Raw genomic sequence first — 26,179 nt, 5'->3', positions numbered from 1 at the left:
CGTGGTTCCTCGATCCGCTTTGGATGATTGGCGTTGCGTCATAGCGCGCGCACCCGTTCGATCATTTCCGCGCCGAACTGCACATAAGCCTGCGCGCCTCGCGACGCGCTATCGAACACGACGCCAGGCAAGCCATAACTCGGCGCCTCGGCAAGCCGCACGTTACGCGGAATGACGACGTCGAATACCTTGTCGCCGAAGTGCTCTTTCAGTTGTTCCGACACCTGCTGTTGCAGCGTGATGCGCGGATCGAACATCACGCGCAACAGGCCGATCACCTTCAGGTCACGATTCAGGTTAGCGTGCACCTGTTTGATCGTGTTGACCAGGTCCGACAGGCCTTCCAGCGCAAAATATTCGCATTGCATCGGAATGACGACGCCGTGCGCGGCGCACAAGCCGTTCAGCGTCAGCAGAGACAGCGCGGGAGGACAATCGATCAGCACGAAGTCGTAGTCCTGCACGACTTTCGCGAGCGCCTCCTTGAGTTGCCGCTCGCGGTTGTCCATGCTGACGAGTTCGACCTCGGCGCCCGCCAGTTCACGGTTTGCGGGCAATACGTCATATGAAAGTGATTCTGGCTTCACGCGCGCGTCGGCAACCGACACGCCGTCGACCAGCACTTCGTACACCGTGTGTTCGCAAGCCGCCTTGTCGATGCCGCTGCCCATGGTGGCGTTGCCTTGCGGATCGAGATCGATGAGCAGGACTCGTTGTCCCTGCGATGCGAGGCTCGCGGCGAGATTGACCGCGGTCGTCGTTTTGCCGACTCCACCCTTCTGGTTCGCAACGCAGAAGATTTTTGCCATCTTTTAGGTGTCCCTTTGCAGCCTGTTTAATCAAGTTTCGATTGGAAATTCAGTGCACCGTGACTTCGACCAGATGCCGTTCAGCGTCCAATGCCGGCACTTTGAGGCGAATCACCTGCTTCGCCTGCGCGCCGTCGGGCAAACGTTCGATTTCCGCATCGGGTCGCACGCCCTTCATCGCCCAGATCGCGCCATGGTCCGCAACGAGGTGACGGGCCAGTGTAACGAAATCCGCGAGCTCTGCGAATGCGCGTGAGACGATCACATCAAACTTTCCTGACACCTCGACGCCCGGACGCAGCGTTTCGACGCGCCCCGTAACAACCGACAGGTTGCTCAAGCCAAGTTCCGCCTTGGCCTGCGACTGGAAGGCGGATTTTTTGTGAACAATGTCGTTGACGGTGATCGACCAGTCCGGAAAAACAATCGCGAGCACGATGCCAGGCAAACCACCACCCGATCCGACGTCGAGTAATGTCGCCGGGCCGAGCGCGGCCAGGTGCGGAACGATCGAAAGAGAATCGAGGATGTGCTGAATCAACATCTGGCGCGGATCGCGGATCGCCGTCAGGTTGTAGACGGCGTTCCACTTGGCGAGCAGCGCGACGTAGTCGAGCAGCTTGCCCTTCTGATCTGCACTGAGATCAATGCCCAGTTCGCGCAGCCCTTCGTCCAGCAAACTGGCGAGCGCGTCGCGCCCGCCATTCACGTTCGAGCGCGCCGTCATTGAACCACCGGCGGGTTGTCGGAACCTGCAGCAGGCTTTTGTGAGCGCCGTCCAAGACCTCGCTTAAGGTGAACCATCAGCAGTGAGATCGCAGCCGGCGTGATGCCCGAAATACGGGACGCCTGACCGATTGTTTCCGGGCGGAACTGCATCAGCTTCTGACGTGCCTCGAACGACAATCCGCGAACTTCTGCGTAGTCGAGATTCTCGGGCAACCGGGTGCTTTCGTGCGCCTCATTCCGCTCGATTTCACCAGCCTGCCGCTCGATATAACCCTGGTATTTGACGCCGATCTCGATCTGTTCCTTGATCTGTGCGAGCAATACTTCGTCTTCAGCCAGTGGTTCTGCAGGGCCACAAGCGCCCTCTCGCAGACCACAAACGCCGTCGTACGAGACGCCCGGGCGACGCAGCAAATCGGCCAGACTGTATTCGTGGTCGATCGGCTTGCCGAGCAAAGCGGTCGCTTCCTCAAACGAAAGCGTCTTCGGATTCACCCACGTCGTGCGCAGCCGCTCTGTTTCACGTGAAACAGCGTCGCGTTTACGGCTGAATGCGTCCCAGCGCTCGTCATCGACAACGCCAAGCTCGCGACCGATTTCCGTCAAACGCATATCTGCGTTGTCTTCCCGCAGGCTCAGGCGATATTCGGCGCGGCTGGTGAACATCCGGTACGGCTCAGACACGCCACGCGTCACCAGATCGTCTACGAGCACGCCCAGATAAGCCTGATCGCGACGCGGGCACCACGCTTCCTTGCCCTGCACATACAGGCCAGCGTTGATACCGGCCAGCAGACCTTGTGCCGCCGCTTCTTCGTAACCCGTCGTGCCGTTGATCTGGCCGGCAAAGAACAAGCCGTTGATCACCTTCGTTTCCAGCGACGCCTTCAGCCCACGCGGATCGAAGTAGTCGTACTCGATCGCATAGCCCGGACGCAGAATGTGCGCGTGCTCCAGACCGACCATCGAACGCACCAGTTCCAGCTGCACATCAAACGGCAAGCTGGTGGAGATTCCGTTCGGATAGAACTCGTTGGTCGTCAGCCCTTCGGGCTCAAGAAAGATCTGATGCGATTCTTTCGAAGCAAACCGGTGAATCTTGTCTTCAATAGACGGGCAGTACCGCGGTCCCACGCCTTCAATCACGCCCGTGTACATCGGCGAGCGATCGAGACCACTGCGAATAATGTCGTGCGTCTGCGAGTTCGTGTGCGTGACCCAGCACGGAACCTGACGCGGATGCTGCTCGACGCGGCCCAGGAACGAGAACACGGGAATCGGATCGAGATCGCCCGGCTGCTCTTCCAGCTTCGAAAAATCGATCGTGCGGCCGTCGATACGCGGCGGCGTACCCGTCTTCAGCCGGCCTTGCGGCAGCTTCAGCTCTTTCAGCCGCGCCGACAGCGACACGGCAGCAGGATCCCCTGCCCGTCCGCCCGTATAGTTGTTGAGACCGACGTGAATTTTGCCGTCGAGGAACGTGCCCGCCGTCAGCACCACAGCGCGCGAGCGAAAACGCACGCCAACCTGCGTAATAGCGCCGACAACACGGTCACCTTCGACCATCAGATCATCGACCGATTGCTGGAAAAGCCAGAGATTCGGCTGATTTTCCAGGCGGTGACGGATCGCCGCCTTGTACAAAATGCGGTCGGCCTGAGCGCGCGTTGCCCGAACGGCCGGCCCTTTCGACGAATTCAGAATACGGAACTGAATGCCGCCTTCGTCGGTGGCAGCCGCCATGGCGCCGCCGAGCGCATCGACCTCTTTCACCAGATGGCCTTTGCCAATGCCGCCGATCGACGGATTGCAGCTCATCTGGCCGAGGGTTTCGATGTTGTGCGTCAGCAAAAGCGTCTTGTTGCCCATGCGCGCGGACGCCAAAGCGGCTTCCGTGCCGGCATGACCGCCGCCAACGACGATTACGTCAAACTCTGTGGGATAAAGCATCGCGGATCTCACGCAGGACGTCGCGCGAGCCTAAAAAAGAAAGGTATGGGCGAAATTATAGCGGTTTCGCTTTTGGCCCGAATTCAGTCGAAAGCAATAGGACAAAAAAAGCGGTGTGTTTCACGTGAAACACACCGCTCATTTGACAGCCCAACAGCCAAAAATTCCGTCGGCTACGCGACTTTCTTCGTCAGACCCAGATACGTTTCGATCACGCGCGGGTTTTGGGCCAGCGCACTTGCCTCACCTTCCAGCGCAAGCTCGCCCGTTTCGAGAACATAGCCGTAGTCGGAAATCTGCAACGCTGCGCGTGCGTTCTGCTCGATCAGCAGCGTGGCCACGCCCGTCTGACGCAACGCGCTAATGATGTGGAAAATCTCCTTCACGATCAGCGGCGCCAGCCCCAAACTCGGCTCATCCAGCATCAACAGATCCGGCTTGCCCATCAACGCGCGGCCGACCGCAAGCATCTGCCGCTCGCCACCGGACAACGTCCCCGCCGCCTGCTTGCGCCGCTCCTTCAGGCGCGGGAAAAGCGTGAACACAGGTTCGAGCTGATCCAGAAAATTGCGCTCGCCGGCGCGCTTACGTCGATAGGCACCCAGCACGAGGTTGTCCTCGACCGTCATCGCGGAGAACAGCTCCCGCTTCTCCGGGACGAGGCACATGCCGCGTGCGACGCGCTTCTCGACAGGCACATGGCTCACGTCCTCGCCGCGATACATGACGGCGCCCTTTGCGTGCCCGGTCACGGGCAGCGCGCCCATGATGGCATTGAGCAAGGTCGACTTCCCTGCGCCGTTCGGACCGATCACCGAGACGATCTGCCCCGGACGAACCGAGATCTTCGCGCCATGCAACGCTTCGACCTTTCCATAACGCACGGAAAGATCGCCCACCTCGAGAATCGGCGCAGCAGTCGTTGTCTGATTCACCATCACTCCACCCCACCCAGATAGGCTTCCAGCACCGCCGGATCGTTCTGCACATCCTGCGGCAGGCCTTCCGCAATCCGCGTCCCAAACTCCATCACGACGAGCCGATCCGTCAGATTCATCACGAAATCCATGTCGTGCTCAACCAGCAGCACACTCATGCCCTCTTCGCGCAGCTTGCGCAGCAAGGTCGCGAGTTGCTGCTTCTCCTGATAGCGCAGACCCGCCGCCGGTTCGTCCAGCAACAGCAGCGTCGGATCGCAGCACAGCGCACGTGCGATCTCCAGAATCCGTTGCTTGCCGAGCGCGAGGCTGCCCGCTTCGTCGTACATATGCTCTTCGAGACCGACGCGGCGAATCTGGCGAGCCGCTTCCGCCATCAGGCGCGCCTCTTCCCCGGCATTCAGCCGCGCCACGCTGCGCCAAACGCCCGCATGCCCGCGCAGATGCGCACCGATTGCGACGTTCTCAAGCACCGTCATGCCCGGGAGCAATTTGACGTGCTGAAACGTGCGCCCGATTCCCCGTTTAACGATTTCACGTGAATTGAGTGCATCGATACGCTCGCCCCGGAACGTGATCGCGCCGCTCGTCGGCTGCAGAACGCCTGTGACCAGATTGAACGTCGTCGACTTGCCCGCGCCGTTGGGGCCGATCAGGCCGATGATCTGCCCTGCCTTCACCTCGAAGCTCACGTCGTTGACAGCAACCAGACCGCCGAACTGCTTGCGAGCCTTCTCAACAGTGAGCAGCGATTCCCCCGCCGTCGGCTTGCTGCGCTGCGGTAACGCTTCCGCGTGATCCGGAACGTGTGCACGCGGGCCGCGTGGGAACAGTCGCGCGACGAACGGCCAGACGCCTTGACGCGCGTATTGCAGCAACAGCACCATCAGGATGCCGAAAACGATAATTTCGAAGTTGCCGTTCTCGCCGAGCAGTTTCGGCAGTAGCGTCTGCAGATAGTCCTGGAGGATCGTCAGGATCGCTGCGCCGAGCACCGCGCCCCAGACGTGCGCGACGCCACCGACCACCGCCATGAACAGAAACTCGATGCCGTGATTCAGCCCGAATGGCGTCGGATTCACCGCACGCTGCAGATGCGCGTACAGAAAGCCCGAAATCGACGCCAGCACCGCCGCGTAGACGAAGATCGTCACACGCATCCACGCCGTGTTGACGCCCATCGCTTCAGCCATCAGGCCGCCGCCACGCAGTGCACGAATCGCGCGTCCCGGACGGCTATTAAGCAGATTCTGAACAGAGATAACTGCGCCGAGCACGACGACCCAGATCAGGTAATAGATATGGCGGCCCGATTCCAGGTTGATACCGAGCACGTTCAGCACGGGAATTCCGTTGATGCCGTCGTACTTGCCAAGGATCTCCATATTGCCGAACAGGAAGAACAGCGCGAGACCCCACGCGATCGTGCCAAGCGGCAGGAAGTGACCCGACAGCCGCATCGTGACGGCGCCCAGCAGCAGCGCGATCAACGCAGTCAAGACGACGCCGACGATCAGCGCGAGCCACGGCGACACGCCGAACTGCGTCGTCAGATACGCCGTCGTGTAGGCGCCGACGCCCACGAACGCAGCCTGCCCAAAGCTTGTCATGCCGCCGATCCCCGTCAGCAGCACGAGACCAATCGCGACGATCGAATACAGCCCGATGTAGTTGAGCAGCGTCACCCAGTACTCAGGCACGCGGATCGGCTGCGGCAGCACCGGCAGCGCGAACATGACGATGAGGAACAGCCAGAAGAACCTGTTTTTCATGATCCGATTCATCGCGTCACTCCTCCTCTTCTTCCGCATGCGGGCTGGCGAGACTCCGCCAGAGCAGCACGGGGATGATCAGCGTGAACACGATCACTTCCTTATACGAGCTGGCCCAGAACGACGAATACGACTCCAGCAGGCCGACGAGAATCGAACCCGCAGCCGCGAGCGGATAACTGACCAACCCGCCGATAATCGCCCCGACGAAGCCCTTCAGACCAATCAGGAAGCCCGAGTCGTAGTAGATGGTGGTCAGCGGTGCGACGAGGATCCCGCACAACACGCCGAGGCCCGCTGCAAGCGTGAACGCCAGACGCCCCGCCTGCGTCGTGCCGATGCCGACAAGCCGCGCTCCAAGCCGGTTCACCGACGTCGCACGCAAGGCCTTGCCCGAAATCGAGCGATCGAAATAGACATACAGCACGCCGATCATCACGAGCGCCACGCCGATCACCCAGATGCTCTGCCCCGAGATCGCCATGCTGCCGATGTTGAACGTGGAATCGGTGAACGCGTTGGTACGCGAGCCTTCCGCACCGAACATCACCAGCCCGAGTCCGACCATCGCGAAGTGCACAGCAACGGACACGATCAGCAGCAGCAGCGTCGTTGCTTCCGCAACCGGTTCATAGGCAAGCCGATACACGAACGGCCCCATCGGCACGACGATCAGCAATGTGAGCGCAATCTGCGCCAGCATCGGCAGCGGCTGCATGAACACGCCGCGCGTGACGGCATAGACGGCAACGGGAAACAGCAGATACTTGCCGACCAGCATCACCAGCGTGCGCGCCGCGTGACGCCGCCGCTCCGCGTGCCGCGCCATGCCGATGATCTCGACGACAAAGCACGCCAGCCCCATCGCCATCAGCAGCCAGCAGGTCGCGGGAAACTTCTGCGTCTGCAATGCAGCCAGCGTCAGCGCGCCGTACGAAACGAACTCCCCTTGCGGGATGAAAATGGCGCGCGTCACGGAGAACACGAGCACCAACGCGAGCGCGAGCAATGCGTAGATCGCGCCGGTCGTGATGCCGTCCTGCGCGAGGATCGCCGCAATTGATAGATCCATACTTCCTCGTCCTGGAACGTCGATATCGAAACAGAGAAACAATGAGAGCCGGCTTAACGACCACCAGCCACGAAGCGAAGCAGCAACACATAAAACAACTGCCGCGCCTGAGATACGGCGCGGCAGAGCTTGCCATTGTTATCGATCAGAATTGGCTACGTGGCATAAGAGCCGTCTCATATGCTCGTCACCACGTCTTGCGCGAGAGGCGCGTACCTTCTTGGTCGTTTAGTCGTTCTGGAGTTTCCACTTGCCGTCAGCAATCTCGACGATCACGCGAGCGCGTTTGTCGAGACCATTGTGGTCAGCGGGTGTCGTATTCATGATGCCGTGCGAGAGTGGCAAGTCCTTGACGTTCTCGAGCGCATCACGCAGTGCGACGCGGAATGCTTCCGTACCCGGCTGGCCCTTCTTCAGAGCCTCTGGAATGGCTCGCTGGAGCATCTGGCCAGCATCCCATGCATGACCGCCGAACGTCGCCACAGAACCCACGCCATAGGCCTTCTCGTACGCCTCCTTGTACGCGAGCGACGACTTCTTCACCGGATTCGAATCGGGCAGCTGATCGGCGACGAGAATCGGGCCTGCGGGCAGCAATTCGCCTTCGCAGTCCTTGCCGCAAACGCGCAGGAAGTCGTTGTTGGCGACGCCGTGCGTCTGATAGATCTTGCCCTTGTAGCCGCGCTCCTTGAGCGCCTTCGCAGGCAGCGCGGACGGCGTACCCGCGCCGGCGATCAGCACCGCATCCGCGTTCGACGCAACGATCTTCAGCACCTGACCCGTCACCGAAGCATCGGTGCGGTTATAGCGTTCGTTCACGACGAGCTTCAGATGATGCGCGTCGGCCGCCTTGCTGAAGACGTTGTACCAGCCCTCGCCATACGCGTCTGCGAAGCCGATGAAGGCCACCGTCTTCACGCCGTGCTTCTCCATGTACTCGGCGATCGCGTCGGCCATCAGGCTGTCGTTCTGCGGCGTCTTGAAGGCCCACGTGCGCTTCGCATCCATCGGCGCGATGATCGCCGCCGATGCCGCGAGCGAGATCATTGGCGTCTTGCCTTCGGAAACGGGATCGAGCATCGCGAGCGAATTCGGCGTGACGGTCGAACCGATAATCGCGTCGACGTGATCTTCGTCGATCAGCTTGCGTGTGTTCTGCACGGCGCGGCTCGTATCCGATGCATCGTCCAGCACGATGTATTGCACGCTCTTGCCAGCGATCTCCTTCGGCAGCAGCGCAATCGTGTTCTTCTCAGGAATACCGAGCGATGCCGCCGGCCCCGTGGTGGAGAGCGTGACCCCGATCTTCACCTGCGCCATGGCGGCGCTTGCACCGCAAACGAGCGCCATCGCGATCGCATTGCGGACCCACTGCTTTGTCGTTTTCATTGCTTGTCTCCAAACGCTTTAAATGCGTGTCGTAATCCAGTTCGAGAACCGGGTAACTGAATCTAGTTATCGGGTATAAGCCTGCCAAGCATGGTTTTCCCTGCTCGTTGCAATTGCGTCAAACGTGAAACGCAGGCCTTACCGCTTTAGTCTTCTCCCCTCTCCATGCACGTGTTTTTTATTTAAACATCTCGCGTGCAATAAAAAAGACGCGTCAACTGCTCGCGTCTTTTTGTTCATTCGAGTTCGTTAATTCGCCTCGCTTAGTCGGAAGCAAGCTTCCACTTGCCATCGACGATCTGCACCATTACGCGCGCCCGTTGATCGAGGCCCGAGTGATCGTTCGTGCTCATGTTGAAGATGCCGTGCGAGCCCGGCAAATCTTTCGTGTCTTCGAGTGCTGCACGCAGTGCTTCGCGGAATTGCGGCGTGCCCGGCTGGCCCTTCTTCAACGCGATAGGAATTGCATGTTGCAGCAGCAAGCCTGCGTCCCATGCGTGACCGCCGAACGTCGAGATCGAACCCGCGCCATTTGCGCCTTCATAAGCGTGCTTGTACGCGAGCGATGCCTTCTTCACCGGGTTCGAATCGGGCAGTTGATCCGCGACGAGCAGCGGGCCGGCGGGCAGATACGTGCCTTCGCAATCCTTGCCGCACACGCGCAGGAAGTCATTATTGGCAACGCCGTGCGTCTGGTAGTACTTGCCCTTGAAGCCGCGCTCGCGCAGCGTCTTTTCCGGCAATGCGGCTGGCGTGCCCGCACCGGCGATCAGCACGGCATCCGGATTCTGCGACATCATCTTGAGCACCTGGCCCGTCACCGACGCATCGTTGCGCGCGAAACGTTCATTCGCGACGATCTTGATCTTCTTGAGATCGGCGGCCTTGGTGAATTCCTTGAACCAGCTCTCGCCGTACGCATCCGAGAACCCGATGAAGGCCACCGTCTTCACGCCGTGGTTCGACATGTGCTGCGCAATCGCCGTGGCCATCAGAATGTCGTTCTGAGGCGTCTTGAAGACCCACGCGCGCTTCGCATCCATCGGCTCGACGATCGACGCTGCCGCCGCCATCGAGATCATCGGCGTTTGCGTTTCATTGGCGATGTCGATCATCGCGAGCGAGTTCGGCACGACGGTCGAACCGATCAATGCATCGACGTGATCTTCGCTGGTGAGCTTGCGTGCGTTCTTCACGGCTTGCGTCGAATCCGTCGCATCGTCGAGCACGATGTAGTCGATCTTCTGGCCCGCGATTTCCTTCGGCAGAAGCGCGCTGGTGTTCTTCTCCGGAATGCCGAGCGAGGCGGCCGGCCCCGTTGCCGACACCGTCATGCCGATTTTCACATCGGCGCTCGCTGCGCCGCTATACGTTGCACACACGCCTGCCGCGACGAGCGCCGCGCTGATCCACCGCAATGCCGACTTCATTCCGCTCCTCTACGCCCCGATGTTCGAATTGATTCGAGTGTTCCAAAGGCCGACCCGATGGTCGGCGAATGGCGAGTGTAGCGGACGCATAGCGCACGCGGCAAGCGGTTTGAAGGCTTTGAATCTTTGGGGAAAATTGCCGGACGCGGCGGACAGGAAAGCGCCAGATTTACAACACGGCGCGACGCGCGAAAGCGCAGAGAAGCAAATGGAATTCAGAGCTTAAAAAGTAAAAAGCGCTGTTGGATTCCGTCCAACAGCGCTTTTGTATGGGCACTTATGCGCCTCATGTCTCCTCGTTCTCCACCTGCAAAATTCGGTGCATCAGAACTGTGTGAAGATTAAACGGGGACCGTTTCATGAGCAACTAGCATTTACCCTAGTGGTGCAGTGCCGCACAGAAATGGGGCGCATTCTTGTAGTTTTGCTCCATATTCGCGTCAATTAGTACCAGCAAGCCGTTATTTCGGATCGCAAACCAATTTCACCGATGCATCACGCACGCAGTGGTTTGACCCTCTCCACTATCTCACCGACGATACCGCGCCGGAACGCCAGCACGCACGCGATGAAAATCAGGCCCGTCACGATCGTCGCGGATTCGCCCAGAGAGCGGAACCACTCCACGCCAGTCATCGACGCCAGGCCGGTGCCGATATCGCCGAGCCGGTCTTCGAGCGACACGATCAGCGCTGCACCCACCAGCGGCCCGAACAGCGTACCCATGCCGCCTACCAGCGTCATCAGCACGACGAGGCCGGACATGGTCCAGTACGCATCGCCGAGTGTTTCGAAGCCCAGCACGACCACTTTCAGCGCACCGGCCAGACCCGCAAGACCCGCCGACAGAATGAACGCGAGCAGCTTGAAGCGGTTCGTGTCGTAGCCAAGCGAAATCGCACGCGGCTCATTTTCCTTGATCGCGATCAGCACCTGCCCGAACGGCGAATGCACGATACGCACGATCAGCAGGAACGCGAGCACCATCACGGCGAGCACGATGAAGTACAACGTCAGGTCCGACGATAGGCTCAGCGCACCGAACAGCTTGCCGCGCGGCACGCCTTGCAGCCCGTCTTCGCCATGCGTGAACGGCGCCTGCAAATAGACGAAATACACCATCTGCGCGAGCGCGAGCGTAACCATCGCGAAGTAGATACCCTGTCTGCGAATCGCGAACAGACCGACTATGAGGCCGAGCAGCGTCGCAGCGGCGGCGCCCGCCAACACACCCAGTTCAGGCGACAACCCGAGCGTCTGGATTCCATAACCGCAGATGTAGCCAGCCGTCGCGAGAAACATCGCGTGACCGAACGACAGCAAACCCGTATAGCCGATCAACAGATTGAACGCGGCCGCAAACAGCGCAAAGCACAGCACCTTCATCACGAACAACGGATATGCGCCGACAAACGGTGCGACGATCAGTCCGATCAGCAGCAGCAGGTAAAGCGCTTTTCTCTGCATCATTTTTCCTTGCCGAAGAGACCCGCCGGACGCACCAGCAACACGAGCGCCATGATCACGAAGACCACCGTCGCCGAGGCTTCCGGATAGAACACACGCGTGAACCCTTCGATCACGCCCAGCAGCAAACCCGTGAGGATCGAACCCATGATCGACCCCATCCCGCCGATCACGACGACAGCGAACACGGTGATGATCATCGGTTGGCCCATCAGCGGCGAGACCTGGATCACGGGCGCGGCGAGCACGCCTGCAAATGCGGCCAGCGCAACGCCGAAGCCGTAGGTGAGCGTGACCATCATCGGCACGTTCACGCCGAATGCTTCCACGAGCTTCGGGTTTTCCGTGCCCGCACGCAGATAGGCACCAAGACGCGTCTTCTCGATCACGAACCACGTCGCGAAGCACACGGCCAGCGACGCAACCACGACCCACGCGCGATAGTTCGGCAGAAACATGAAGCCGAGATTGGTCGCGCCCGACAGCGCCGACGGCACGTCGTACGGCTGACCTGACGAACCGTAGATCGAATGAAACACGCCTTCTACAACGAGCGTCAAACCAAAGGTGAGCAGCAAACCATAGAGGTGATCGAGCTTGTACAGCCAGCGCAGCATCGAGCGTTCGATCACGATGCCGAACAGGCCGACGAGCACAGGCGCGAGCACCAGCATCACCCAGTACGGCAGATTGAAATACGACAGACCCATCCATGTGAGCATCGCGCCCAGCATGAACAACGCGCCGTGCGCGAAGTTGATCACGTTGAGCAGACCGAAGATCACGGCTAGTCCCAGACTCAGGATCGCGTAGAACGATCCATTCACGAGTCCGAGCAGCAACTGGCTGAGCATCGCCGGTAGCGGAATGCCAAAGATTTCCATTGAACCCGCCGTCAGAATAATATCGACGCAGCCTGCTCCTGATACATAACGGGCGACGCGTACGCCGCCCATTCATCACAGTTGCAAACCGCTTACTTCCACAGCGCGCAGCGCGATTCCGCCTTGGTCCCGAAGGCCTGTTCGCCAGGAATCGTTGCCGTGATCTTGTAGTAGTCCCACGGCTCTTTCGATTCCGACGGCTTCTTCACTTCCATCAGATACATGTCGTGAATCATGCTGCCGTCCTGACGGATGTAGCCCTTCGCATAGAAGTCGTCGATCTTCATCTTGTGAAGCTGTTCCATCACCTTGTCGCTGTCGGTCGTGCCTGCTGCCTGCACGGCCTTCAGATACGTCGTAACGGCCGAGTAGTCTGCTGCGTGCAGGCTGGTCGGCATCTTCTTCATCTTGTCGAAGTAGCGTTGCGCCCACTTGCGGGTATTGGCGTCCTTGTTCCAGTACCAGCTATCCGTTGCGACGAGGCCTTGCGTCGTTTCGAGTCCCAGGCTGTGGATGTCCGTCAGGAAGATCAGCAGCGCCGCGATCTTCATCGACTTGGTGATGCCGAATTCCTTTGCCGCCTTGATCGAGTTGATGGTGTCGCCGCCTGCATTCGCGAGACCCAGCACTTGTGCCTTCGATCCTTGCGCCTGCAACAGGAACGATGAGAAATCCGATGCCGACAGCGGATGACGCACTGCGCCGAGCACCTGGCCGCCGTTTGCCTTCACGACATCCGACGTGTTCTTTTCAAGCGCCTTGCCGAACGCATAGTCCGCCGTCAGGAAGTACCACGTCTTGCCGCCCTGCTTCGTCACGGCGGAACCCGTGCCCTTGGCGAGCGCCATCGTGTCGTACGCGTAGTGCACCGTGTACGGCGTGCATTGCTCGTTCGTGAGGTTATCCGCGCCCGCGCCGATGTTGATGTACGGAATCTTCTTTTCGCCTGCGACCTGATTGGTCGACAGCGCAGTGGCCGAATTCGTGCCGCCGATAATCACGTTCACGCCATCGCGGTCGATCCACTCACGTGCACGCGATGCCGCGATATCCGCCTTGTTCTGGTGATCCGCGTAGACGAGTTCGATCGGCTTGCCATTTACCTTGCCACCGAAATCGGCAATCGCCATACGGATCGACTCGAGGCCGCCCTGGCCGTCGATGTCCGCGTACAGGCCGGAAAGATCGGTGATGTAGCCGATCTTCACGGTCTGGCCATCGGCGGCCTGCGCGCTACCCGTTGCGAACATGGCGCCCGCAGCCGCGAAACAGACGGCCGACAATCTGGCGAAAGTCTTCAGTTTCATGCGTGTCTCCTGTTTTTCATGCTTGTGGTTATCAGAGGCATCTGGGTGTGTCGTGCGTCGCTGTTCCCATGACGACCCCGCTTCCAGTCCGGGATTCGTCCACCCCGTTTAGACGCCGAGCAAATCGTGCAGCACCGGCATTTTGCTTTCGAGCTCCTTCGCCCCGAAGTGCTCGACGATGCGCCCATGCTCCATCACATAGAAACGGTCGGCGAGCGGCGCGGCAAAGCGGAAGTTCTGCTCGACCATAACGATCGTGTAGCCGCGTGCTTTCAATGTGATGATCATGCGCGCGAGCGCCTGCACGATCACGGGCGCGAGGCCTTCGGAAATTTCATCGAGCAACAGCAGGTTCGCACCCGTGCGCAGAATCCGCGCGACAGCGAGCATCTGTTGCTCGCCGCCCGACAGACGCGTGCCCTGACTCATGCGCCGTTCCTGGAGATTGGGAAACATCTGGTAGATCTCGTCGATCGACATCATCAACGACTTGTCGCCGACGGGCGGCGGCAGCAGCAGATTTTCCTCGCACGAGAGACTCGAAAAGATGCCGCGCTCTTCCGGGCAATAACCGACGCCGCAATGCGCGACCCGATGCGTCGGCATCGAAATGGTTTCGCGTCCACCGACGCGGATCGACCCCGTGCGGCGGCCCGTCAGGCCCATGATCGCGCGCAAGGTGGTGGTACGGCCCGCGCCATTGCGGCCAAGCAGCGTGACCACTTCGCCGCGGCTCACGTTCAGATCGACGCCATGCAGGATGTGCGATTCGCCATACCAGGCCTGCAGCCCGGCGATCTCCAGCGCCGGCTCGCCGCTCACCACACTCACCGCTGCGTTTTCCCGTTCGCTCACTGTGCTCATGCATGCGCTCCGGCAAGCGCTGCGTCCGCACTGCCCATATAGGCCTGCATGACGAGCGGGTTCTTCGAGACTTCCGCGTACGTGCCTTCGGCGAGCACCTCGCCGCGTTGCAGGACGGTAATCGTGTCGGAGATGCCGGCAATCACATTCATGTTGTGTTCGACCATCAGGATCGTGCGACCCGCCGATACCTTCTTGATCAGCGCCGTCACACGGTCGACGTCTTCGTGACCCATGCCTTGCGTCGGTTCATCGAGCAGCATCAGTTCGGGTTCCATGCCGAGTGTCGTGGCGATTTCCAGCGCACGCTTGCGGCCGTATGAAAGCTCGACGGCGGGAACATCGGCGAAATCGGTCAGACCCACTTGTGTGAGCAGATCGATCGCGCGGTCATTAAGCTGGCGCAACGTGCGCTCGCTTCTCCAGAAATGAAACGCCGTGCCCAGCTGACGCTGCAAACCGATACGTACGTTCTGCAATGCTGTCAGATGCGGAAATACAGCGGAAATCTGAAAGGAGCGAATGATGCCGCGGCGCGCGATCTGCGCGGGGCGCTCACCCGTAATGTCGATACCGTTAAAGACGATCTGACCCGCAGTGGGCACGAGAAATTTGGTGAGCAGATTGAAGCAGGTGGTCTTGCCTGCACCGTTCGGACCGATGAGCGCATGGATCGAACCGCGCTTCACGCGCAGGTTCACGCCATTGACTGCGGTAAAACCCTTGAACTCACGAGTGAGCCCGCGCGTCTCGAGTATCGTATCGCCGAGAATCATGTTCCCTTCCATGCCGAAGTAAGGCGAAGCACTACCGCGTTTTATTCCGCGCTGATCCGGCGCGACTGTTATTGGCGATGAAACCCCCGAGCCAATCGTGGCGTGGTGCACCAATGCGGACGGTAATCCATGCCGCACCACGCAGCATGGATGCCATTGTCGCGCCAATGATGCAGCGCAATCATTGGGATTTGCACTTAGTGTTTAATGCGACCTTTAGCGCTCGAAACGTTAAACGTTGCGTGTCATGCAACCGACATCGGTGACACAGTCTGTGTCTCGATCTTGAGATTTTCGGTTCGCGCACGACGGTCGGCGCGAATCATGTCACTCGCGCGTTCGGCAATCATCAGCGTTGGCGAATTCGTGTTGCCCGACGTGATGTTGGGCATCACCGACGCATCGACCACACGCAAACCTTCGACACCAATCACACGCAGGCGGCTATCGACCACCGCGCCGGGATCGTCCAGCGTGCCCATGCGGCATGTGCCGACAGGATGAAAGATGGTCGTGCCCACGTTGCCCGCTGCAATCTGCAACTCTTCTTCCGTCTGAAACTGGATGCCAGGCAGAATCTCTTCAGGACGATAAGGCTGCAACGCCGGCGCAGCAGCAATGCGCCGCGTGAGACGCAACGCGTTTGCTGCCACGTGACGGTCATGATCAGTGGACAGATAATTCGGCGCGATCAACGGCGCCGTATGCGGATCGCGCGAATCGACATGCACACTGCCGCGCGATGTCGGACGCAAATGACAAACCGATGCCGTGAATGCATTGAAGCGATGCAACGGCTCACCGAACTTTTCAAGTGAAAGCGGCTGCACGTGATACTCGAGATCGGGACGCGTCAGCGATTTATCGTTCACGTCCGACTTCGCAAACGCGCCAAGCTGCGATGGCGACATCGACATCGGTCCGCTCTGCGTCAGCAGATATTGCAGGCCGATCATCATCTTGCCCCACCAATGCGCGGACGCCGTATTCAACGTGCGCACACCGTGCACCTTATACGCCATGCGCAGCTGCAAATGGTCCTGCAAATTCTCGCCGACGCCGCGCAGATCCTTCACAACGTCAATGCCGAGTTTTTGCAGACGCGCGCCATTGCCGATGCCGGAAAGCTCGAGTAATTGCGGTGAGTTCACCGCACCCGAACTCATGATCACTTCGATGCGCGCCTTCGCGAAGTACTCGACATCAGCACCGCGATAGTCGACACCGACACAACGCTTGCCTTCGAAGACGACGCGCTGCGTATGCGCTCCCGTGATCACGGTGAGATTCGGCCTTTGCATGGCAGGTCGCAAAAAAGCCTTCGACGCATTCCACCGAATGCCGCGCTTCTGGTTCACATCGAAATAGCCGACACCTGTGTTGTCGCCGCGATTGAAATCGTCGGTGGCGGGAATGCCGGCTTCCTGTGCGGCTTCGGAGAACTTCTCGAGAACCTTCCATTTGAGGCGCTGCTTTTCCACACGCCATTGACCACCCGCACCATGAAAATCATTCGCACCGCCATGATGATCTTCGCTGCGTTTGAAGATGGGCAGCACGGCATCCCATGACCACGCTGAATCGTTCGTCACGCGTGCCCACTCGTCGTAATCTTCGCGCTGCCCGCGCATATAGATCATGCCGTTGATCGACGAACAGCCGCCCAATACACGGCCGCGCGGATACGACAGCGCGCGTCCGTTGAGGCCCGCTTCCGCCTGCGTTTTATAGAGCCAGTCGGTGCGCGGATTGCCAATGCAATAGAGGTAGCCAACGGGCACGTGAATCCAGTGGTAATCGTCCTTGCCGCCCGCTTCGAGCAGCAGCACTGTCACGTCGGGATCTTCAGTCAGGCGATTCGCGAGCACGCAACCTGCCGTGCCCGCACCAATGATGATGTAGTCGAATTCGCCTTCGAGTTTTCTTGCGGTCGTGCTCACCGTTGTCTCCTTCGCATCGTTATTGCGGCGTCACTTCGCAACGGGCATCGTGAATTCCGCGCCCTTCGCGATGCTGTCCGGCCAGCGCTGCATCACGCTCTTGTAGCGCGTGTAGAAACGCACGCCTTCTTCACCATATGCATGGTGATCGCCGAATAGCGATTTCTTCCAGCCGCCAAACGAGTGCCACGCCATCGGCACAGGAATCGGCACGTTGATGCCGACCATGCCGATCTGGATCTGCCGCGAGAACGCGCGCGCCACGCCGCCATCCGATGTGAACAGCGATACGCCATTCGCAAACTCGTTCTTGTTGATCAGGTCAACAGCAGCCGCAAAATCCGGCACACGCACCACGCACAGCACCGGTCCGAAAATCTCTTCGCGATAGATCTTCATATCGGTCTTCACGTCGTCGAACAGACTGCCGCCGAGGAAGAATCCCTTCTCGTGTCCGGCCACCTTGTGCCCACGTCCATCGACCACGAGCTTCGCGCCCGCGTTGACGCCTGCATCGATATAACCCGACACCTTCTCGCGATGCGCCGCCGTCACGAGCGGCCCCATTTCAGCTTCGCCTTCCATGCCGTTCATGATCTTCAGCGACTTCACGCGCGGCGTGAGACGTTCGATCAGTTCGTCAGCGATATGACCGACTGCGACGGCAACCGAGATCGCCATGCAGCGCTCGCCAGCCGAACCGTACGCTGCGCCGATCAACGCATCGACAGCCTGATCGAGATCGGCATCGGGCATCACGACGAGATGGTTCTTCGCACCGCCCAGCGCCTGCACGCGTTTGCCGTGCTTCGTGCCTTCCGTGTAGATGTATTCGGCAATCGGCGTCGAGCCGACGAACGACAACGCCGTGACATCGGGATGCGCAAGCAGTGCGTCGACAGCGACCTTGTCGCCATGCACGACGTTGAACACGCCATCGGGCAGACCCGCTTCCTTCAGCAATTCGGCAAGCCGCACCGATGCCGACGGATCGCGTTCCGACGGCTTCAACACAAACGTATTGCCGCACGCGATCGCAACAGGGAACATCCAGCACGGCACCATCATCGGGAAGTTGAATGGCGTGATGCCCGCAACGACGCCCAGCGGCTGACGCAGGTTCCAGTTGTCGATGCCGCCGCCAATCTGATCGGTGAAATCGGTCTTCAACAGATTCGGAATGCCGCAAGCGAACTCGACGATCTCGATGCCGCGCATCACCTCGCCCTTCGCATCCGAGAACACCTTGCCATGCTCGCGCGTGATCAGTTCGGCGAGTTCATCGTGATGACGGTCTAGCAGTTCCTTGAACTTGAACAGCACGCGTGCGCGCTTGATCGGCGCCGTTTCGCTCCATGCGGGAAACGCGGCCTTCGCGGCAGCGACTGCGGCATCCACTTCCGCGACGCTCGCGAGCGGCACGCGCGAACTCACTTCGCCCGTGGCGGGATTGAACACGTCGCCGAAACGCTGGCTCGTGCCATCGACGGGATGGCCATTGATCACGTGCGTCAGCGCGCGCACCTTGCCTTGATCTGTCTCGCTCATGGTGTCTCCTGGGTAGGCTTTGTGATGGTCGATGCTGCAGCGCAACGCGTCGCGCCTCTGCATGCGATTGAAAAGCGTAACCGCGAAGCGATCCCCGAATCCAATGAGTAATGCTCAAATGCGATATAAGGCGCGTTAATATCAATGGATGGACCTCACCCTGCTCCGCGCCTTCGCGACGGTAGCGCGCGAAGGCAATCTGACGCGCGCGGCCACGCAACTGCATCTGACCCAGCCTGCCGTCAGTCTGCAGATCAAGAATCTGCAAGCCATGCTCGGCGTAACGCTGTTCACGCGCACGTCGCATGGCCTCGCGCTCACGCGCGACGGTCAGGCCTTGTTGCCGCACGCCGAACGCGCGCTGGCCGCCGCGAGCGATGTCGAACGCGCCGCGGCCACGCTGCGTCATGAAGTACACGGACGCCTGCGCATCGGCACGATTCTCGATCCGGCGTTCCTGCGGCTTGGCGGCTTTCTGAAGCAACTGGTCGAAACCTGGCCGCACATCGAAACGCAGTTACGGCACGGCATGTCCGGCTGGGTGCGCGATCAGGTGCGCGCGGGCGAACTGGACGTGGGCTATTACATCGGCCAGCCGGACGATGAAGAACCGCGCGAAGCCGCGATTTTCCACGCCGTCACGCTGACGCATTTCCAGTATCGGGTGCTCGCGCCGCCCGGCTGGAAGGATCGTGTAAAGGGTGTGCGCGATTGGCGTGCGCTCGCCGCGCTGCCGTGGATCTGGACGCCGCCCGCGTCCGCGCACAACCGGCTGCTGACACGCCGTTTCGCCGAAGCCGGTGTCAAGCCGATCAAGGTCGCGGAAGTCGATCAGGAACCGTCGATGCTCGATCTCGTCAAATCGGGCGTTGGCCTGACGCTCGCGCGCGATTCGACCGCGCTGGCGGAAGCGCACGCGCATGCACTCACCATCGTCGAAGGGATCACCGTGCCGACCGAGCTGACCTTCATCACGCTCGCTGCGCACAGGGAAGAACCGGCCATCGCTGCGGCGCTGAAACTGATCGAACAGCAGTGGTCCGCGTGAGCGGACTGTCACGCAGCGATATGAGCCGGCCTCATGACGCAGCAGCGTGTCCCGCGCATGCTCTTGCATCCTTCAGACGCCGTGGCCTTTAACCACATCGTCATGAGCTTTTTGCTAGATTGACGTTTTGCCCGATCAAGCCTGCAGTTTTCATCCGGCTTTCCGTTTCCCGCTGTTCGTCTCTCAGGTCTCTGCCGTCCGGTTTGCGCATTCAGGTAACCGGCGTGAACCGGTCGTCGTCAGAAGCCGTCTACGTTCATCTTCCGACAGGAGCTTCACATGGCACGCAACATCGAAATCAAAGCCCGCGCCCAGCAGTTCGAGCAGCTTCGCGAGCGCGCCGCCGCGCTGTCGCCTGACGCTCCGATGATCTTCCGCCAGCAGGATTTCTTCTACGACGTGCCGCGAGGCCGTCTGAAGCTGCGCCAGTTCGACGACGGCACGCCCGCCGAGCTGATCTTCTATCAGCGCGACGACCGCGACGGCCCGAAGGCGTCGTACTACACGCGCAGCCCGGTGACGAACCCCGAAGCGATGCACTCGCTGCTCGCCACCGCGCTGACGACGCGCGGCATCGTGTCGAAGGAACGGCACGTGTATATCGTGGGCCGCACGCGGATTCATCTCGATCGTGTGGATGGTCTGGGGGATTTCGTCGAACTCGAAGTCGTGCTCGCGCAGGATGACGACGAAGAAGGCGGCGAGAAGGAAGCGCACGCCGTATTCGCGAAGCTCGGCGTGCCGGAATCGGACCTCGTGGCCGTCGCATACGTGGATATGCTGAATCAGGAGCCTTTGAAGGCTGCGTGAGCGCCAGCACGCCTGCCGGCTGAACCAGTCAAGTCAGTCGGCGGCGGCGCCCGGCGCCAGATGACCGAGTGGCAGCGGGCCATTACGCTTGAACGTCGTCAGCACGATGTTCGAGCGCACGCTGTCCACACCCGGCACGCGCATCAGCTTCTTCATCACGAATGAAGACAGCGCGTTGAGATCCGGCGCGACGATACGCAACAGATAATCCGCGTCACCGACCACGGCGTGACACTCCAGCACTTCGGGCAACACGTCGATCTGCTGCTGGAACTGCTCGATGATGGAATCGCCGTGGTGCTTCAGTTTCAGGCTGGTGAAAGCCGTCACGCCGAGCCCGAGCTTTTCCGGCCGCAGCACGACACGGTAGCCGTCCACCACGCCAATCGATTCGAGCCGCTGCAGACGCCGCCCGATCTGCGACGGCGACAGCGGCACCTGCTCGCCGAGCTGCTGGTGCGTCGCGCGGCCGAAGCGTTGCAGGACGTCGAGCAGCGCGAGATCGAAGTGATCCAGTTCCAGCATGTTAATTCTCCGCACGGATTCGCGTTTTGATGCACGATTATCGCATCATCACCGGGCAATCTGGAAAACTTGCGCCCTTTCCGCACGTTACCCGCACTAGACTTGCACGATTCCCGTTACTGCGCGATCCGCGCCGCAAGTCATGTCAGTCCCGAACACCGCGAAGCTCAAGGAGCAATTCGACGCCGGCCTCGAAACCCGCGCCGACTTCACCATCGATCAGCCGATGCATCGCTACGGCGCAGTCGATCACGCGGTGTGGAAGCAGCTTTATACGCGGCAGACAGCGCTGCTCAAGGGACGCGTGTGCGATGAGTTTCTGGAAGGCGTCGAGCGGCTGAATCTGTCGCCGGAAAGCGTGCCTTCGTTCGAAGCTATCAATCAGCAACTGATGCCCGCAACCGGCTGGCGAATCGTCGCCGTGCCTGGTCTCGTGCCCGATCAGGTCTTTTTCGAGCATCTGGCGAACCGGCGCTTTCCCGTGACCTGGTGGATGCGCCGTCCGGATCAGCTCGATTATCTGCAGGAGCCGGACTGCTTCCATGATCTGTATGGGCACGTGCCGCTGCTGATCAACCCGGTTTTCGCCGATTACGTGCAGGCATATGGACGCGCCGCACTTGCCGCACACGATGCCGATGCGTTGCCGCTGCTCGCGCGCCTCTATTGGTACACAACCGAGTTCGGTCTGATCCGCGACGCCGCGAGTCCGAACGGCGTGAAGATCTACGGCGCGGGCATCGTGTCAAGCAAGGGTGAGACGCTTTATAGCCAGCTGAGCGACGCACCCAATCGCATCGGCTTCGATCTCGAGCGCGTGATGCAGACGCAATACCGGATCGATACGTTCCAGAAGACCTACTTCGTGATCGACGATTTTGCTCAACTGTTCGATGTCGCGAATACCGATTTCGCACCGCTGCTGGCAAGGCTCGCGAACACGAAGCCGTTCCCGGCTGGTGAAGTGCGCTCAACCGATACCGTGATCACACGCGGCACAGGCGAAGGCTGGGCAACTGACGCCGACGTTTGAAGCGACGCGCAACGTCGCACCCTCAACCGTGGAAGAATAGAACCGCCGCCGATGCGCTCGCTATGTCGATGCGCATGGCATTAAAGGGGAAACACCATGATCCAGAAACTTTCTTCAGAAGAACGCGCGTCGCAGATTGCTCAACTCGACGGCTGGCAGAACGTCGAAGGCCGCGACGCGATCAAACGGCAGTTCAAATTCGCGGACTTCAATGAAGCATTCGGCTTCATGACGCGCGTCGCGATCAAGGCTCAGGAGATGGACCATCACCCCGAATGGTTCAACGTCTACAGCAATGTCGAGATCACGCTATCGACGCATGATGCAAACGGAATCACCGAACGCGATATTCAACTTGCAAGGTTTATCGATGGGATTGCGGCGGGCAAGTAATACGCGGTAAAGAGAAGTGATGCGGCGTGCGAACCCTCCAAAACCCTTATAAAACCCCGTAATGAAAGCGTTTTGCAGGTAATCAGGCCACCAATCCTTCACTTTCTTAGGCCATTTTTAATGGACACGTAAGAATCCCACGCGGCGCGGGCAATCTCGTCCAATCCGTCCTGCGGCAGCGTGGTCTGTCGCTGTACAATCATCAGCGCATACGGCTTGGAGAGCGCGCTTGCCTCCTTGCACAGAACAAGTTCGTCACCGCTCGAAGGCGAGCGGGAACGCCAGAAATTGATCGCGGCTTCCAGTTCGTAGATCGTAATATTGGACATGGCTGGCTGATCCGTTGAAGGCCGCATCGAACGGAACATCGCACGGCATTCTGTGCAGCAGGCGCCCCGGCGAACCGCGTGCCTCTGGCCCAACCCATTGTACTTGAGTGAAACCCATGCGACTCCTTCTGATCGAAGACGACCGCCCTATCGCGCGCGGCATCCAAAGCAGTCTCGAACAAGCCGGCTTCACGGTCGACATGGTCCATGACGGCATCTTTGCCGAACAGGCCCTCACGCAAAACCGCCACGAACTCGTGATCCTCGATCTGGGCTTGCCCGGCATCGACGGTATGACGCTGCTCTCGCGTTTTCGCCAGAGCAACCGTCACACGCCCGTGATCGTTCTGACGGCACGCGACGAACTGAACGACCGCGTGCAAGGCCTGAATTCCGGCGCAGACGACTACATGCTGAAGCCGTTCGAACCGGCTGAACTCGAAGCCCGCATTCGCGCCGTGATGCGCCGCAGCGGACCGCATGGCGACATGCCGCGTCCGGAAGTGTCGCTCGGCGGCGTGCGTCTGTCGGGCGTCGACCGCCGCATCTTCAACGACGACAAGCCGCTCGAACTGTCGCCGCGCGAATTCGCGGTGCTCGAAATGCTGCTGCTGCGTCATGGCCGAGTGGTCAGCAAGGCGCAACTGCAGGATCACCTCACGCACTTCGGCGGCGATCTCGGCGATACGGCCATCGAAGTCTACGTGCACCGCGTGCGCAAGAAGCTCGAAAACTGCCGCGTCGAAATCGTCACGGTGCGTGGTTTCGGCTATCTGCTCCAGGAAATCCGCCAGGCGTCATAATGGTCGACAAGACCGTTGTGGTCTGACGGCGTCCGGGTTGTCCGACGGGCGGCCGCAAGCGCATTTTGTATGCGCGGCGGCCGCCTGTGTCATTCAGCCCGCCGTCTGAACCACAGTTTGTACCCATGACGGGCGCTCACTGCGCCGTCCTTTACCGCGGGTTCGATCATGACCTACCCCGCCGCGAATAGCCTGCGCCGCCAGTTGCTGCGCCGGCTCGCCGCCCCTCTCTCGCTGCTCGCACTGATGAGCGGCCTCATCGCGTACTGGCTGGCGTGGCAATACACGCAGCATGTGGTCGACCGCTCGCTTGCGGATCTCGCCACGGCCATCTCGAAGCAGATCCAGATTGCCGGCCCCGACGCGCCGATCACCGTGCCACCGCTCGCGCAGGCGATGTTCTCCGATCCCGTCGAGCAGCTGGTGTACCGCATCAGCAACGGCGAAACCGAAATCGCCGGTGATCCGAAACTGCCGCTGCAAGGCACCAACGTGCGCCGCATGCACTATGCGTATGTGTTCGAGACGCAGCATGAGGGCACGGCTGTGCGCGTCGCGCAGGTTCGCGTCGATCAGCCGACGGGCAATCCCGTCGTCATCGAAGTCGGCCAGCCTGTGCATCATCGATTCCGCATCGCTGCCGAGTTCCTCGTGGCGATCATGATGCCGCTGCTGCTATTGCTGCTCGCCGGCTGGGTGATCGTGTGGCGAGTGGTGAACCAGCAGTTGAATCCGCTGACCGATCTCGCCGATTCACTCAACCGTCAGACGCACACGTCGCTGGAACCCGTCGACGAAACCTTCGTCCCCGTCGAAATCCGTCCGCTGACGGGCGCGCTGAACGGCCTGCTCGACCGCCTGAAAGCCGCGCTCGATGCGCAGCGCAAATTCATCGCCGATGCCGCGCATCAGCTGCGCACGCCGCTCACGGCCATCAAGCTGCATGCGGAACAGGCGGCCATCGCGCGTGATCCGCATCAGACCATCGCCGCCGTGAAGGAACTGCGCGCCGCCGCCGACCGCGCGGTGCGTCTGTCGAATCAGTTGCTGTCGCTGGCACGCGCCGAACCGGGCGAACAGGCTGCGCGCTTCGTGAATCTGGATGTCGCGTCGCTCGCATTCGATACGGGCGCCGAATGGGTGCCGCGCGCACTCGCCGTGCACGTGGATCTGGGTTTCCAGCGTCTCGACGATCCATCGAACGATCATCCGCTGATCGCGCGCGGCAATCCCGTGCTGCTGCGTGAAGTGATCGCCAATCTGCTGGATAACGCGCTGAAATATGTGCCGCCGTCGCGCATCAACGGCGCGCGGATCACGATGACGGTCGCGCAAACCATCGTCGATGGCGTCGCAATGGCCGAAGTCGCCGTCGAAGACAATGGCCCCGGTGTGCCGCCCAAACAGCAACCCGAACTCTTCAAGCGCTTCTTCCGCGGCGACGGCCAGGGACAAGCCGACAGCAGTGTCGACGGCGGCGCGGGGCTGGGTCTTGCCATCGTGCACGACATCATGGCGCTGCATCGCGGCAGCGTGCATTACGAAGATGCTGCCGATGGCGGCGCACGCTTCATCGTGCGAGTGCCGGTGGTGACGGGTGTGGTGCTGCGCGAACCGGAGCCGCCGCGCGAAACAAAAAAACCGGCGCATGCGCCGGTTGATCTCTGACGTGTGACGCACAACCTGCGCTGCGTTCGAACCGAACCGCAGCGCACGCTGGTCACTTTTTCTTCTTCGCTTTCTTCTCGTCTTTCTTGTCCGGCGCCGCGAGCATCGTGCCACGGCACTTGCGCGCGCCGCAACGGCACTCGTATTCCTTCTTGAGCTTCTTCGTCTGACGCGCGTCGATCACGAGGCCGTAGTCGTAGAACAGCTCTTCGCCGGCTTCGATGTCGCGCAACGCGTCGATAAAGACGTGACCGTCGATCTCTTCCGCTTCGCAATTCGGCGCGCATGAATGATTGATCCAGCGCGCGCTATTGCCCTTCACCTTGCCGTCGATCACGTCGCCGCTATCGAGCGCGAAATAAAACGTGTGATTCGGTTCGTCCGGATTATGCGGATGCCGGCGCAACGCTTCCTTCCACGAAATCCGTTCGCCCTTGTATTCGATCAGCCGCTCGCCGGCTCCGATCGCTTCGAGCGCAAACACGCCTTTGCCGTGCACGCCCGATTGACGCACAGCGATCCTGCGTGAACTCATTGAATCAATCCTTTGTAGAACGGTGGATGAGCAAACTCTTGTTCGCCGATGCCTCCGCGTTCGACACGCCATCACAGACGCTCGGCTTTTCTGACGCGAATAGCAAACGCGGCGCCTTGCTGGCGCCGCGTCGACATGCAACGCACAAGGCGTCACAACC

General features: G+C 60.3%; 24 protein-coding genes. 6 read left to right on the top strand and 18 right to left on the bottom strand.

What is annotated here, in order from left to right:
• Nucleotides 1-38 precede the first annotated feature (38 nt).
• The 15 genes from DK391_RS04295 to DK391_RS04225 form a co-directional block, all read right to left on the bottom strand.
• A complete protein-coding gene (locus DK391_RS04295) occupies nt 39-809 on the bottom strand; it encodes an AAA family ATPase (protein WP_109476751.1) in 771 nt (256 codons plus the stop codon).
• Between the two features lie 49 nt (nt 810-858).
• A complete protein-coding gene (gene rsmG, locus DK391_RS04290) occupies nt 859-1,536 on the bottom strand; it encodes a 16S rRNA (guanine(527)-N(7))-methyltransferase RsmG (protein WP_109476750.1) in 678 nt (225 codons plus the stop codon).
• Nucleotides 1,533-3,488: a tRNA uridine-5-carboxymethylaminomethyl(34) synthesis enzyme MnmG gene (mnmG, locus tag DK391_RS04285; protein ID WP_109476749.1), complete on the bottom strand. Its 1,956-nt coding sequence runs from the start codon at nt 3,486-3,488 to the stop codon at nt 1,533-1,535. The genes rsmG and mnmG overlap by 4 nt, the downstream gene beginning before the upstream one ends.
• 173 nt (nt 3,489-3,661) lie before the next feature.
• Complete coding sequence (locus DK391_RS04280; RefSeq protein ID WP_109476748.1) at nt 3,662-4,426, bottom strand: ABC transporter ATP-binding protein; 765 nt, start codon at nt 4,424-4,426, stop codon at nt 3,662-3,664.
• Complete coding sequence (locus DK391_RS04275) at nt 4,426-6,210, bottom strand: branched-chain amino acid ABC transporter ATP-binding protein/permease (protein WP_109476747.1); 1,785 nt, start codon at nt 6,208-6,210, stop codon at nt 4,426-4,428. Before DK391_RS04275 ends, DK391_RS04280 begins: the two co-directional genes overlap by 1 nt.
• A 4-nt stretch (nt 6,211-6,214) precedes the next feature.
• Nucleotides 6,215-7,270 (bottom strand): branched-chain amino acid ABC transporter permease, encoded by a 1,056-nt coding sequence (locus DK391_RS04270; RefSeq protein ID WP_109476746.1) that lies wholly within the window; start codon nt 7,268-7,270, stop codon nt 6,215-6,217.
• A 228-nt stretch (nt 7,271-7,498) separates the two neighbouring features.
• Nucleotides 7,499-8,659 carry an ABC transporter substrate-binding protein gene (locus tag DK391_RS04265; protein ID WP_109476745.1) on the bottom strand — a complete coding sequence of 387 codons (1,161 nt, stop codon included), beginning with the start codon at nt 8,657-8,659 and terminating at the stop codon, nt 7,499-7,501.
• Nucleotides 8,660-8,922: 263 nt separating this feature from the next.
• Nucleotides 8,923-10,089 carry an ABC transporter substrate-binding protein gene (locus tag DK391_RS04260; RefSeq protein WP_109476744.1) on the bottom strand — a complete coding sequence of 389 codons (1,167 nt, stop codon included), beginning with the start codon at nt 10,087-10,089 and terminating at the stop codon, nt 8,923-8,925.
• Between the two features lie 495 nt (nt 10,090-10,584).
• A complete protein-coding gene (locus DK391_RS04255) occupies nt 10,585-11,556 on the bottom strand; it encodes a branched-chain amino acid ABC transporter permease (protein ID WP_162600668.1) in 972 nt (323 codons plus the stop codon).
• Nucleotides 11,556-12,440, bottom strand: coding sequence for a branched-chain amino acid ABC transporter permease (locus tag DK391_RS04250; protein ID WP_109476742.1), 885 nt, complete (start codon nt 12,438-12,440; stop codon nt 11,556-11,558). The genes DK391_RS04255 and DK391_RS04250 overlap by 1 nt, the downstream gene beginning before the upstream one ends.
• A 92-nt stretch (nt 12,441-12,532) precedes the next feature.
• Nucleotides 12,533-13,747, bottom strand: a complete 1,215-nt coding sequence (locus DK391_RS04245; RefSeq protein ID WP_109476741.1) for an ABC transporter substrate-binding protein — start codon at nt 13,745-13,747, stop codon at nt 12,533-12,535.
• A gap of 108 nt (nt 13,748-13,855) precedes the next feature.
• Nucleotides 13,856-14,611, bottom strand: coding sequence for an ABC transporter ATP-binding protein (locus DK391_RS04240; RefSeq protein WP_109476740.1), 756 nt, complete (start codon nt 14,609-14,611; stop codon nt 13,856-13,858).
• Nucleotides 14,608-15,387 carry an ABC transporter ATP-binding protein gene (locus DK391_RS04235; RefSeq protein ID WP_109476739.1) on the bottom strand — a complete coding sequence of 260 codons (780 nt, stop codon included), beginning with the start codon at nt 15,385-15,387 and terminating at the stop codon, nt 14,608-14,610. Before DK391_RS04235 ends, DK391_RS04240 begins: the two co-directional genes overlap by 4 nt.
• 245 nt (nt 15,388-15,632) lie before the next feature.
• Nucleotides 15,633-17,327, bottom strand: a complete 1,695-nt coding sequence (locus tag DK391_RS04230; RefSeq protein WP_109476738.1) for a choline dehydrogenase — start codon at nt 17,325-17,327, stop codon at nt 15,633-15,635.
• Between the two features lie 30 nt (nt 17,328-17,357).
• Complete coding sequence (locus DK391_RS04225; RefSeq protein ID WP_109476737.1) at nt 17,358-18,875, bottom strand: CoA-acylating methylmalonate-semialdehyde dehydrogenase; 1,518 nt, start codon at nt 18,873-18,875, stop codon at nt 17,358-17,360.
• Between the two features lie 148 nt (nt 18,876-19,023).
• On the opposite strand from DK391_RS04225, the gene DK391_RS04220 reads away from it, so the two are divergent.
• The gene (locus DK391_RS04220; RefSeq protein WP_109476736.1) at nt 19,024-19,923 is read left to right on the top strand and encodes a LysR family transcriptional regulator; all 900 of its coding nucleotides are present in this window, start codon (nt 19,024-19,026) and stop codon (nt 19,921-19,923) included.
• Nucleotides 19,924-20,202: 279 nt separating this feature from the next.
• Entirely contained in the window at nt 20,203-20,733 is a 531-nt protein-coding gene (locus DK391_RS04215; protein ID WP_109476735.1) for a class IV adenylate cyclase, read from the top strand.
• A 33-nt stretch (nt 20,734-20,766) separates the two neighbouring features.
• Here DK391_RS04215 and DK391_RS04210 read toward each other — a convergent pair whose 3' ends face one another.
• Complete coding sequence (locus DK391_RS04210) at nt 20,767-21,258, bottom strand: Lrp/AsnC family transcriptional regulator (RefSeq protein ID WP_109476734.1); 492 nt, start codon at nt 21,256-21,258, stop codon at nt 20,767-20,769.
• Nucleotides 21,259-21,400: 142 nt separating this feature from the next.
• On the opposite strand from DK391_RS04210, the gene phhA reads away from it, so the two are divergent.
• The gene (phhA, locus tag DK391_RS04205; RefSeq protein WP_109476733.1) at nt 21,401-22,291 is read left to right on the top strand and encodes a phenylalanine 4-monooxygenase; all 891 of its coding nucleotides are present in this window, start codon (nt 21,401-21,403) and stop codon (nt 22,289-22,291) included.
• 96 nt (nt 22,292-22,387) lie between these two features.
• Entirely contained in the window at nt 22,388-22,684 is a 297-nt protein-coding gene (locus DK391_RS04200; protein WP_109476732.1) for a 4a-hydroxytetrahydrobiopterin dehydratase, read from the top strand.
• A 98-nt stretch (nt 22,685-22,782) separates the two neighbouring features.
• On the opposite strand, the gene DK391_RS04195 is transcribed toward DK391_RS04200, so the two are convergent.
• A complete protein-coding gene (locus DK391_RS04195) occupies nt 22,783-23,013 on the bottom strand; it encodes a DUF3717 domain-containing protein (protein WP_109476731.1) in 231 nt (76 codons plus the stop codon).
• Nucleotides 23,014-23,129: 116 nt separating this feature from the next.
• On the opposite strand from DK391_RS04195, the gene DK391_RS04190 reads away from it, so the two are divergent.
• Together DK391_RS04190 and DK391_RS04185 are read left to right on the top strand one after the other, a co-directional pair.
• Nucleotides 23,130-23,816, top strand: coding sequence for a response regulator transcription factor (locus DK391_RS04190; RefSeq protein WP_007581727.1), 687 nt, complete (start codon nt 23,130-23,132; stop codon nt 23,814-23,816).
• Between the two features lie 168 nt (nt 23,817-23,984).
• The gene (locus tag DK391_RS04185) at nt 23,985-25,484 is read left to right on the top strand and encodes a sensor histidine kinase (protein ID WP_109476730.1); all 1,500 of its coding nucleotides are present in this window, start codon (nt 23,985-23,987) and stop codon (nt 25,482-25,484) included.
• Between the two features lie 52 nt (nt 25,485-25,536).
• Here the strand turns inward: DK391_RS04185 and DK391_RS04180 are convergent, their stop codons facing one another.
• Nucleotides 25,537-26,019, bottom strand: a complete 483-nt coding sequence (locus DK391_RS04180) for an SET domain-containing protein-lysine N-methyltransferase (protein ID WP_109476729.1) — start codon at nt 26,017-26,019, stop codon at nt 25,537-25,539.
• Between the last annotated feature and the right edge of the window lie 160 nt (nt 26,020-26,179).

The organism is Paraburkholderia sp. C35 (assembly GCF_003121405.1).
Lineage (GTDB): Bacteria > Pseudomonadota > Gammaproteobacteria > Burkholderiales > Burkholderiaceae > Paraburkholderia.
The sequence above is the reverse complement of the archived record's forward strand: the minus strand, read 5'-3'. Positions and strand labels throughout refer to the sequence as shown.

Coding starts and splice junctions, on each gene's coding strand:
- DK391_RS04295 (WP_109476751.1), bottom strand. CDS start 809: ATGGCAAAAATCTTCTGCGTTGCGAACCAGAAGGGTGGAGTCGGCAAA.
- rsmG (WP_109476750.1), bottom strand. CDS start 1,536: ATGACGGCGCGCTCGAACGTGAATGGCGGGCGCGACGCGCTCGCCAGT.
- mnmG (WP_109476749.1), bottom strand. CDS start 3,488: ATGCTTTATCCCACAGAGTTTGACGTAATCGTCGTTGGCGGCGGTCAT.
- DK391_RS04280 (WP_109476748.1), bottom strand. CDS start 4,426: ATGGTGAATCAGACAACGACTGCTGCGCCGATTCTCGAGGTGGGCGAT.
- DK391_RS04275 (WP_109476747.1), bottom strand. CDS start 6,210: ATGAATCGGATCATGAAAAACAGGTTCTTCTGGCTGTTCCTCATCGTC.
- DK391_RS04270 (WP_109476746.1), bottom strand. CDS start 7,270: ATGGATCTATCAATTGCGGCGATCCTCGCGCAGGACGGCATCACGACC.
- DK391_RS04265 (WP_109476745.1), bottom strand. CDS start 8,659: ATGAAAACGACAAAGCAGTGGGTCCGCAATGCGATCGCGATGGCGCTC.
- DK391_RS04260 (WP_109476744.1), bottom strand. CDS start 10,089: ATGAAGTCGGCATTGCGGTGGATCAGCGCGGCGCTCGTCGCGGCAGGC.
- DK391_RS04255 (WP_162600668.1), bottom strand. CDS start 11,556: ATGCAGAGAAAAGCGCTTTACCTGCTGCTGCTGATCGGACTGATCGTC.
- DK391_RS04250 (WP_109476742.1), bottom strand. CDS start 12,440: ATGGAAATCTTTGGCATTCCGCTACCGGCGATGCTCAGCCAGTTGCTG.
- DK391_RS04245 (WP_109476741.1), bottom strand. CDS start 13,747: ATGAAACTGAAGACTTTCGCCAGATTGTCGGCCGTCTGTTTCGCGGCT.
- DK391_RS04240 (WP_109476740.1), bottom strand. CDS start 14,611: ATGAGCACAGTGAGCGAACGGGAAAACGCAGCGGTGAGTGTGGTGAGC.
- DK391_RS04235 (WP_109476739.1), bottom strand. CDS start 15,387: ATGATTCTCGGCGATACGATACTCGAGACGCGCGGGCTCACTCGTGAG.
- DK391_RS04225 (WP_109476737.1), bottom strand. CDS start 18,875: ATGAGCGAGACAGATCAAGGCAAGGTGCGCGCGCTGACGCACGTGATC.
- DK391_RS04220 (WP_109476736.1), top strand. CDS start 19,024: ATGGACCTCACCCTGCTCCGCGCCTTCGCGACGGTAGCGCGCGAAGGC.
- DK391_RS04215 (WP_109476735.1), top strand. CDS start 20,203: ATGGCACGCAACATCGAAATCAAAGCCCGCGCCCAGCAGTTCGAGCAG.
- DK391_RS04210 (WP_109476734.1), bottom strand. CDS start 21,258: ATGCTGGAACTGGATCACTTCGATCTCGCGCTGCTCGACGTCCTGCAA.
- phhA (WP_109476733.1), top strand. CDS start 21,401: ATGTCAGTCCCGAACACCGCGAAGCTCAAGGAGCAATTCGACGCCGGC.
- DK391_RS04200 (WP_109476732.1), top strand. CDS start 22,388: ATGATCCAGAAACTTTCTTCAGAAGAACGCGCGTCGCAGATTGCTCAA.
- DK391_RS04195 (WP_109476731.1), bottom strand. CDS start 23,013: ATGTCCAATATTACGATCTACGAACTGGAAGCCGCGATCAATTTCTGG.
- DK391_RS04190 (WP_007581727.1), top strand. CDS start 23,130: ATGCGACTCCTTCTGATCGAAGACGACCGCCCTATCGCGCGCGGCATC.
- DK391_RS04185 (WP_109476730.1), top strand. CDS start 23,985: ATGACCTACCCCGCCGCGAATAGCCTGCGCCGCCAGTTGCTGCGCCGG.
- DK391_RS04180 (WP_109476729.1), bottom strand. CDS start 26,019: ATGAGTTCACGCAGGATCGCTGTGCGTCAATCGGGCGTGCACGGCAAA.